General features: G+C 72.4%; 10 protein-coding genes and 1 pseudogene. 6 read left to right on the top strand and 5 right to left on the bottom strand.

Annotated elements, in window-relative coordinates:
• A pseudogene (locus ABYE80_RS14205) lies at positions 1-239 on the bottom strand (hypothetical protein); the annotation flags it as partial.
• A 68-nt stretch (positions 240-307) separates the two neighbouring features.
• Positions 308-1,081 carry an SRPBCC family protein gene (locus tag ABYE80_RS14200; protein WP_372790938.1) on the bottom strand — a complete coding sequence of 258 codons (774 nt, stop codon included), beginning with the start codon at positions 1,079-1,081 and terminating at the stop codon, positions 308-310.
• 117 nt (positions 1,082-1,198) lie between these two features.
• Here ABYE80_RS14200 and ABYE80_RS14195 point away from each other — a divergent pair, with 117 nt between their 5' ends.
• The 3 genes from ABYE80_RS14195 to ABYE80_RS14185 all read left to right on the top strand — a co-directional run bounded on the left by ABYE80_RS14195 (position 1,199) and on the right by ABYE80_RS14185 (position 2,741).
• Positions 1,199-1,756 (top strand): hypothetical protein, encoded by a 558-nt coding sequence (locus ABYE80_RS14195; RefSeq protein WP_372790937.1) that lies wholly within the window; start codon positions 1,199-1,201, stop codon positions 1,754-1,756.
• 72 nt (positions 1,757-1,828) lie between these two features.
• Positions 1,829-2,290 carry a response regulator gene (locus ABYE80_RS14190; RefSeq protein ID WP_372790939.1) on the top strand — a complete coding sequence of 154 codons (462 nt, stop codon included), beginning with the start codon at positions 1,829-1,831 and terminating at the stop codon, positions 2,288-2,290.
• An 82-nt stretch (positions 2,291-2,372) separates the two neighbouring features.
• Entirely contained in the window at positions 2,373-2,741 is a 369-nt protein-coding gene (locus ABYE80_RS14185) for a MarR family winged helix-turn-helix transcriptional regulator (protein WP_372790936.1), read from the top strand.
• Between the two features lie 12 nt (positions 2,742-2,753).
• On the opposite strand, the gene ABYE80_RS14180 is transcribed toward ABYE80_RS14185, so the two are convergent.
• Positions 2,754-2,951 (bottom strand): hypothetical protein, encoded by a 198-nt coding sequence (locus ABYE80_RS14180; protein WP_372790935.1) that lies wholly within the window; start codon positions 2,949-2,951, stop codon positions 2,754-2,756.
• Positions 2,952-3,070: 119 nt separating this feature from the next.
• On the opposite strand from ABYE80_RS14180, the gene ABYE80_RS14175 reads away from it, so the two are divergent.
• Entirely contained in the window at positions 3,071-3,886 is an 816-nt protein-coding gene (locus tag ABYE80_RS14175) for a helix-turn-helix domain-containing protein (protein WP_372790934.1), read from the top strand.
• On the opposite strand, the gene ABYE80_RS14170 is transcribed toward ABYE80_RS14175, so the two are convergent.
• The gene (locus ABYE80_RS14170) at positions 3,883-4,281 is read right to left on the bottom strand and encodes an acyl-CoA thioesterase (protein ID WP_372790933.1); all 399 of its coding nucleotides are present in this window, start codon (positions 4,279-4,281) and stop codon (positions 3,883-3,885) included. The genes ABYE80_RS14175 and ABYE80_RS14170 overlap by 4 nt on opposite strands.
• A 96-nt stretch (positions 4,282-4,377) precedes the next feature.
• Between ABYE80_RS14170 and ABYE80_RS14165 the strand changes: the two genes are divergently transcribed.
• On the top strand, positions 4,378-4,812 hold the full coding sequence (locus ABYE80_RS14165) for a hypothetical protein (protein WP_372790932.1): 435 nt from the start codon (positions 4,378-4,380) through the stop codon (positions 4,810-4,812).
• Here ABYE80_RS14165 and ABYE80_RS14160 read toward each other — a convergent pair.
• Positions 4,793-5,665, bottom strand: coding sequence for a VOC family protein (locus ABYE80_RS14160; protein WP_372790931.1), 873 nt, complete (start codon positions 5,663-5,665; stop codon positions 4,793-4,795). The genes ABYE80_RS14165 and ABYE80_RS14160 overlap by 20 nt on opposite strands.
• Positions 5,666-5,803: 138 nt before the next feature.
• On the opposite strand from ABYE80_RS14160, the gene ABYE80_RS14155 reads away from it, so the two are divergent.
• A complete protein-coding gene (locus ABYE80_RS14155; RefSeq protein WP_372790930.1) occupies positions 5,804-7,441 on the top strand; it encodes a sensor histidine kinase in 1,638 nt (545 codons plus the stop codon).
• Positions 7,442-7,532: the final 91 nt, after the last annotated feature.

Below are 7,532 nucleotides of genomic sequence, written 5' to 3'. Positions count from 1 at the left end.
TACCCCTGGGCCACGGTGGTCAGCCCGGCGACGCCGGGACCCGTGCCGGTGAGCAGCCGGACCCCGTCGGGGGTGCGCAGCGCGGCGGGTTCGGCTCCGAGCTCGCGGGCGAGGTCCTCGTTGAGGACGAGCAGCTCGGGCACCGCGGCCGCCTCGGCCTCCCAGGGAACGAACAGGCCCTCCAGATCGCGGACGTAGGTGGGCTCCGCGAACGGCAGCGGTCGGGCGGTCACGCTCATGCACCGAGGATAGGCACCGGGCGGTCCGGGCCCGGAGCCTCACGCCGCCGGACCGCTCCCGGATCGAGCTACCGCCGGCCGCTGGGCCCGAGGCCCGGCGTGGGCGTGGGGCGGGGGCCCGTGATCCGCGGCCTGGCGGCGGACGTTCTCGCAGGACGGGACCCCGCCGGCGGTCCGCTGACGTCCTCGTCCGCCTGCGGCCGTGGCACCGCGCGGAGGCGCGGCGCACCTTCGGGGGCCTCCCGCGCCAGTCGCTGCGCGCGCTCCCGGATGCCGTGCAGCATCTTGCGCTCCATCACGAGCGAGGCCGGCTCCATCGGAAGCATCCCGATCCGCGCGACCGGTGTCGGAAGCCGGTAGCGGTTGCGGCTGATCAGCCGGGTCCGTCCGTCCTGCTCACGCAGGACGAAGCTCCAGACCCAGTTGCCGTCCTGCGAGCGCCACGACAGGACGCGACCGGGCTCGACGCGCTCGACGCGCATGCGGTTGGCGCCCAGCGCGAAGACCTCACCGACCCTCGGGTGCTGGAACTCCGGGAGGAGCACGTCAGCGCTGTGCATGTCCAGCCCGAGCAGGTTCTCGATCCAGTCGTAGGTGTAGGCGCCACCCCGGGGTGCCGGACCCATCTGGGCGATCCACGGCCAGACCGCGCCGGCCGGTGCGTCGATGGTCACGGCACGTGTCGCGATCCCGTCGGCGTCCTCGAGCAGCTCGTCCCCCGGAAGCCGGGCCGAGGCCTCATCGCGGGACGCCCCCCAGGTCAGGACCCAGGGACGAACCCGCCGGACGTAGCCGACGACGGAGGCGAGCGTGAGGGTGAACGCGAGCACCGGAGGTCGCATGGCTGCACGATCGCTCCATCGGGGACCATCGACCACCGCATCGGTCCGCAGACTCACCGCGGAGGACTACCCCCGGGCTGCGGTGTGGCGCCACCGGCGATCGGGTAGGGGACCGTCATGGACCTCACCGCCCCCTTCAGAACGACCGGCCGGATCCTGATCAGCACCGCGCGCACGGGCGTCCGGGCCGCCTCCCAGACCGGATCCGCGCTGCTCGGACGGCTCCGGGACGGGGACGAGGAACCCCGCCCGACCGCGCAGCGACCCCAGGGCGAGCCGTCACCCACCGAGGTCGTGGAGACCGCCGACCGCCGCCGTACCGAGGAGCCCGCGCCTGCGGCCCCCGCGCCCCCGGTCGCTGCCGGACCGGCCCCCGAACGCGAGCAGCTCGAGCAGCCCGAGCAGCCCGAGTTCCAACCCGCGCACCTCGACATCGAACCTGCGGCGGTCGTCTACAGCTCCGCGGACCCCGGGGCGCAGGACGGTGCGGGGGCCGCACTGCACGTCGACGAGCCCTGGGACGGCTACCGGGGGATGAAGGCCGCGGACGTCATCGACCGGCTCGTCGTCGCCGATCCGGCGACGCTCGCGCAGGTGCAGCTCTACGAGCAGTCCCACCGGGCACGCAGCACCGTCCTGGCTGCGGTGGGCAGACAGCTGAGCACCGACGCCTGAGCGGCGCGCCGGGCCCGACCGCGCCGCCGTGCTGCACCCGATGTTGCAGGAACACGGGCCCGCGCGCTTTCCATTCGCCGCCGTCGCGGATATCGTTCGATCATCGAAGGGGCGAAGACAAGCGTCGCCACCGTCGGCGATGCGGGGGGCCGCGACATTGCCACGATCCGCATCCTCATCGTCGACGACCATCCGGTGTACCGGATGTCGTTGGTGCGCGTGCTTGCCCGCCATCCCGGCGTGAGCGTCGTCGGTGAGGCCGGCGACGGCCGCGAAGGCGTGCAGCTCGCGCACCAGCTGCGCCCCGACATCGTCCTGCTGGATCTGGTGATGCCGGAGCTCGACGGGCTCGGGGTGCTGCGCGAGATCCGCGGCCTGGAGCCCGCACCGCTGTCGATCCTGCTGTCGGCCGGCCTCACCGAGGAGGTCGCCGCGACCGCCCGCGAGCTCGGCGCCGTCGACGCGTGGTCGAAGTCGCTCGCGCCCCGCGAGATCGCCACGCGGGTACTCGCCCTGCACGCCGACCGGACCTGACCGATCGGGGGACCCCCCGATCGCCACAGGACGACCCCATCGCCCGAGATGGGCCGGTGGTCCCCGTGACGATGCTCTGCGCATGCGAGGAGCTCGGTTCGACGACCTCCGGGGGGCGCACGCCGCGGCGCTCCGCCACCTCCGGTACCTCCGTGCCGATGCGCCGTCCCGGACGAACAACGAGCTGCTCGTGCTCGTCGCACTGTGGACCTCCGGGCGCGACGTGGGCTTCGGCGCCCTCGCCGACGAGGTCGGCATGACTGCGGGTGGGCTCAGCGCCCTGGTGAGCCGGCTCGAGCGGGCCGGCCTGGTGCTGCGGTACCGCGACGATCCGGACTTCCGTCGCGTGATGGTCGGCCTGACCGCAGATGCGCTCGCGATGGTCGAGGCGACCGCCGAACGGGCGAGCTCGACGGACGCGGAGCGCGCGCCGAGCTCGCCGCGAGCCTGAGGCGACGGTCGCCTACGCCGTGGAGGTCGCGCGGCGCGCGCGCACCAGCAGCCAGGCGCCATACAGCGCCGCGTCGGCGAACAGCACGGCGAGCACGACCACCTCCCAGGTGGGCGCACCGGCGACGAGCGCGACGACCAGCGCCACGCCGAGCACGATCTCGGCGAGCGTCGCCAGGCGCAGACGCTGACGGGTGGGGGTGACAGGCATGTGATCGGTCCTCCAGGGTCGGTGACGGTACGGACGCAGACTGCGGGCTGCCGGGAAGGGCCGCAATGACCTGTGAGGTAAGTGACGTCCCTCCCTCCCGGGGCTATGGTCGGCGCACCATGAGCACCGCGACCGCTCCCCAGACCGCGAACGCGACCGGGACCGTCGGTGAGCTGCTGCGCGACTGGCGCCGACGGCGTCGCCTGAGTCAGCTGGACGTCTCCCTCGACGCGGCGGTGTCGGCCCGGCACCTGAGCTTCGTCGAGACGGGTCGCTCCAGGCCCGGCCGTGACCTCGTCCTGCACCTCGCCGAGTACCTCGACGTCCCGCTGCGCGAGCGCAACACCCTGCTGCTCGCCGCCGGGTACGCGCCGGCGTTCCGCGAGACACCCCTGGACGCGGAGGCGATGGCCCCGGTGCGCGCAGCGCTGCAGCAGCTCCTCACCGGGCACGACCCCTACCCGGCGATCATCGTCGACGGCTGCTGGAACGTCGCGCTCGCCAACGAGGCCGCGCTGGCGATCATGACCGACGGGGTGGACCCGAGCCTGCTCGAGGCGCCGAACGCGATGCGGTTGAGCCTGCACCCGCAGGGGCTCGCCCCCCGGGTCCGCAACCTGCCGGAGTTCGCCGAGCACCTCATCCTGCGCCTGCAGCGGCAGGCGCTCCTGTCGGCGGATCCCGCCGTGGCCGCGCTGCTGGAGGAGGTCCGCGGCTACCCCGGGATCGAGGACCACCGGGCCCCGTCGATGGCGGCCGAGCCGTCCGAGCTGCTGTTCGTCCCGATGCGCCTGACACGAACCGACGGGACCGAGCTCGCGTTCTTCTCCACCGTCGCGGCGTTCGGCACCGCCCTCGACATCACGGTCGCGGAGCTGGCGATCGAGCAGTTCTTCCCGGCGGACGAGGCGACCGCCGCGGCGCTCCGCGGCTAGGCGATACGGGCGCGCAGACGCGCCCGCTCCTCATCGCCGAGCGGGCGCGAGGTCCGGGCCTGCGCGTCCCAGCCGACGAGGACCGTCCGGCCGCGGGCGGCGACCGTGCCGTCGGGCCGCACGATCTCGTGATCCAGCGACATCGACTTCGTGCCGACCTCCGCGACCCGCACGACCACGTCGACCTGCTCGTGGTCCTTGCGCACCTCGGAGACGTAGTCGAGCTCGACCCGCACCACCACGTAGGTGTGGTGCACCGTCGCCCCCTCGGCCAGTTCCATGAGCAGAGCGCCGCGCGCCTCCTCGAGCAGCTCGTGGTAGACGGCCTGGTTGAGGTGGCCGAGCATGTCCATGTCGCGCCAGCGCAGCCGGATGGTGAGGCGGGTCTCGTGCATGGCGGCGAACCCTAGGACACGGGACGGAGCACGAGCCCGCTCGGTCGGAGGGCGTACGATGGCGCGGTCTGGTCCAGCCCCGTCCCCGGAGACCCCATGCCCCGTCGCCTCCTGCCGCTCGCCGCGGCCGCCGTCCTGCTCACGAGCGCCGCCGTCGCGGTCGCCGCCACACCCAAGGTGGGCACCTTCGTCGCCCCGAAGGGGAAGATCCAGCGCGGCTACGACCTGCAGTTCAAGGTCGACAAGAAGGGGAAGCGGATCACCAAGCTCGTCGCCCACGTGCTCGAGACGTGCTCGGGCTCGTCGACGAGCACGACGACGACGGTGGGCCCCGGGCTGAGCTGGACCGTCAAGGACGGACGGTTCAAGGCCCGCAAGAAGGAGAGCAGCGGCGGTCTGACGCTCTACACGACGCTCGAGGGCCGCTTCACGAACGCGACCACCGCGGTCGGCACGATCCGACAGGAGTCGATCGTCGCCGGGGCGGTCTGCGACACCTACAAGCTGAAGTTCACCGCGAAGCGGCGCTGAGCCGCAGCGGGATCCCCCAGGGGTCCTGGATCTCGAGGGATCCGTCGTCCCCGACGTGCACCTGGTGGCCCGCGGCCGTGGCACGGGCGTGGAGGGCTGCGAGCACCTCTGCGGTACGGAGGACGACGGACCATGCCCGTAGCCCGACGGTCCGCTCCGGGAGGGAGCCCTCGCCCTCGAACGCCCACGTGTTGACGGCGACGTGATGGTGGTACCCGTCGGCGGCGAGGAAGGCCGCCCCGGGGTAGGTGGCCATCAGGTCGAAGCCGACGACATCCCGGTAGAAGGCGGTGGCGGCCACGAGGTCCCCGACCTGCAGGTGGACGTGGCCGACCGTCGGGACGTCGTCGGCGCCGGCCGCCGGCTCGGCAGCGCTGAGAGCCAGGAGGTCCTGCACGTCCAGAGGCTCCGTGAACATGCCGACCCGCTCGCCGGGTCGCAGCGGCGGGGGCCACGAAGCTCGAGGGCGGTCGGCGTACAGCTCGACGCCATTGCCGTCCGGGTCACGCAGGTAGAGCGCCTCGGACACCCCGTGGTCGGATGCGCCGGTCAACCGGATCGGTGATTCGGCGATGCGCCGCACGGTCCGGGAGAGCTCCATCCGCGACGGGTACAGCAGCGCCACGTGGAAGAGGCCGGCATGGCGGCCTGCGGGCCGCGCGTCGGGATCCTCGTGGAGGCGGACGACATCGCCCCTCGCGTCGCCCAGGCCGGCGACGCCCGCGTTCGCGTCGCGTCGGTGCAGACCGGTGGCCGTCCGCCACCACGCGACCGATCGCTCGAGGTCGGTGACGGTGAGGTGGACGGGCCCGAGCGACACGCCGCTCAGGGCGGGTGCGGGCATGCTCGCCATGGCGAGCACGGTAGCGCCAACCCGGCGCGACGACGCGCTCAAGAACCTCCGTCACCCTTGTGGCCCTGTTGCCGTGCAAATTCACACAAAGAGCAGAAATCGCTCAAGAAGGTGCACCCATGAGCCGACGAAGGTCGTATGCCGCGTTCACCGCACCGCGTCGTGCTGGTCACCGGAGCCCTCACGGCTCTGCTCATCGGAGCGCTGGCGGTGGGCCTCGCGACCTCGCGGGGGAAGGGGCGTAGCGACCTCGAGAGGAGCTTCGAGCAGCGCGCGTCCATCGCCGCGGCGCTGGTCGAGTCCATCCTCAACCAGACCGCATCGACGACGGTCGCGCAGAACCGCGCGGCGCTGAGCGGGCGGACGATCCCCGACGCCGTCCTGCGCAAGCAGGTCTCGATCCCCGGGCAGGAGTTCTCCGTGCTGGATGCCGCGGGGACGGTCATCGCCGCCTGGCCGAAGACCGCCGGACGTCGCGGTGATCGCATCCCCGTCCGCGGCGAACTGCGCCGGGTGCTCGACGGAGCCCCGTTCGCCTTGACCGTGGCGCCCCCGCCGGGGAAGGCCAGCATCATCTCGGCGTTCGAGACGCCGCTCGGTCGTCGCGCCGCGATCCAGTCCTTCCCCCGCGTGCTGATCCAGCAGTTCCTCGGCGGCTACCTCGGCCGCCTGCGCACGACCAGCGACGACGACGCGTACCTGGTCGACGACGAGGGCAACGCCCTGGGCAGCGCGAGCGGCAGCGAGATCGCGGGGCTGGCGATCCTGCCCACCGACGGGGCGGGTGCCATCACCTACGGCGGCACGGCTGCGTACTACGCGGCGGCACGCGTGAAGGGGACCGACTGGTCGGTCGTCCTCATGACCCCGCAAGCGCGGCTGTACGCGCCCGTCAGCGGCTTCTCGAGCTGGATCAGCTGGGGCCTGCTGCTCGGTGTCACCGGCCTGGCCCTCTTGGTGATCGCGCTCGTGCGCCGCCTCGCCCAGGGGTCGGCGGACCTCGCCGAGGCCAACCGCGACCTCGCCGCGCGCAACGAGCAGGTCGTGGCGGCGGACCGGATGAAGAGCAACTTCCTGGCGACCATGTCGCACGAGCTGCGCACGCCGCTGAACGGCATCATCGGCTTCGCCGAGCTGATGCACGACGGCCGGGTCGGACCGGTCTCCGATCAGCACCGCGAGTACCTCGGCGACATCCTGGTCAGCTCCAACCACCTCCGCCGGTTGATCGACGACGTCCTCGACCTCTCGAAGATCGAGGCCGGGAAGATCGACCTGCGCCCGGAGCGCGTCGACTGCGGCGCCGTCGTCGAGGAGGTGTGCGACGTCGTCGGCTCGCTGGCGGTCCGCAAGAACATCGACCTGCAGGTCGACGTGGACCCGACGATCAGCCCGCTCGATCTCGATCCGGGCAAGCTCAAACAGGTGCTCTTCAACTACCTCTCCAACGCCCTGAAGTTCACGCCGGAGGGAGGGACGGTGAGCGTGACGGCCACCCGCGAGCCCGAGGACCGGTTCCGCATCGTCGTGGAGGACAACGGCCCGGGGATCAGCGAGGAGGATCTCGACCGGCTCTGGGGGGCGTTCGAGCAGCTCGACATGGGCTCCGCGCGCCGCCATGGCGGCACGGGACTGGGGCTCTCGCTGACCCGTTCGATCGTCGAGGCGCAGGGCGGCGAGGTCGCGGTGGAGAGCACGGTGGGCGTCGGGACCCGGTTCCACGTCGTCCTGCCCCGCGTCGTGCGACCCGTCGAGCACGCGGTCCCGGTCGGATAGGGAGGCGGTCGTGGGGGCACGAATACTCATCGTGGACGACAACCCGATGAACCTGAAGCTCGCCCGGCTCGCGGTGATGACCGAAGGACAC

Origin of the sequence: Paraconexibacter sp. (genome assembly GCF_041602235.1) — a bacterium.
Taxonomy (GTDB): domain Bacteria; phylum Actinomycetota; class Thermoleophilia; order Solirubrobacterales; family Solirubrobacteraceae; genus Paraconexibacter.
Note: the sequence above shows the minus strand (reverse complement) of the source record. Positions and strands in the feature narration are given on the sequence as shown.